Annotated in this window: 1 protein-coding gene; it reads right to left on the reverse strand. The window is 64.3% G+C overall.

Features of this window, described 5'->3' with window-relative positions:
- A partial coding sequence (locus ACPYOM_RS22410; RefSeq protein WP_481347650.1) for a lyase family protein occupies positions 1 to 277 on the reverse strand: 277 nt, incomplete at both ends.

The raw sequence follows: 277 nt of genomic DNA on the forward strand, positions 1-277 counted from the left end.
GCCCCATGGTGGTCGGCTCGGCGTGGATGCCATGGCTGCGGCCAATACGAATGGTGTCCTTGTGCTCGAAGGCGCGCGCCTTGAGGGCGGCGAGCACGCGGTCCATGTCGGCGAGCAGGATGTCGGCGGCGCGCACTAGCTGGATGTTGAGCGTCGTGTCGAGCACGTCGGACGATGTCATGCCCTGATGCACGAAGCGGCTGTCCGGCCCAACGAATTCGGCGAGATGGGTCAGAAACGCGATGACGTCATGCTTCGTGACGGCTTCGATCTCGTC

The organism is Monashia sp. HAY1-2A (assembly GCF_056755315.1).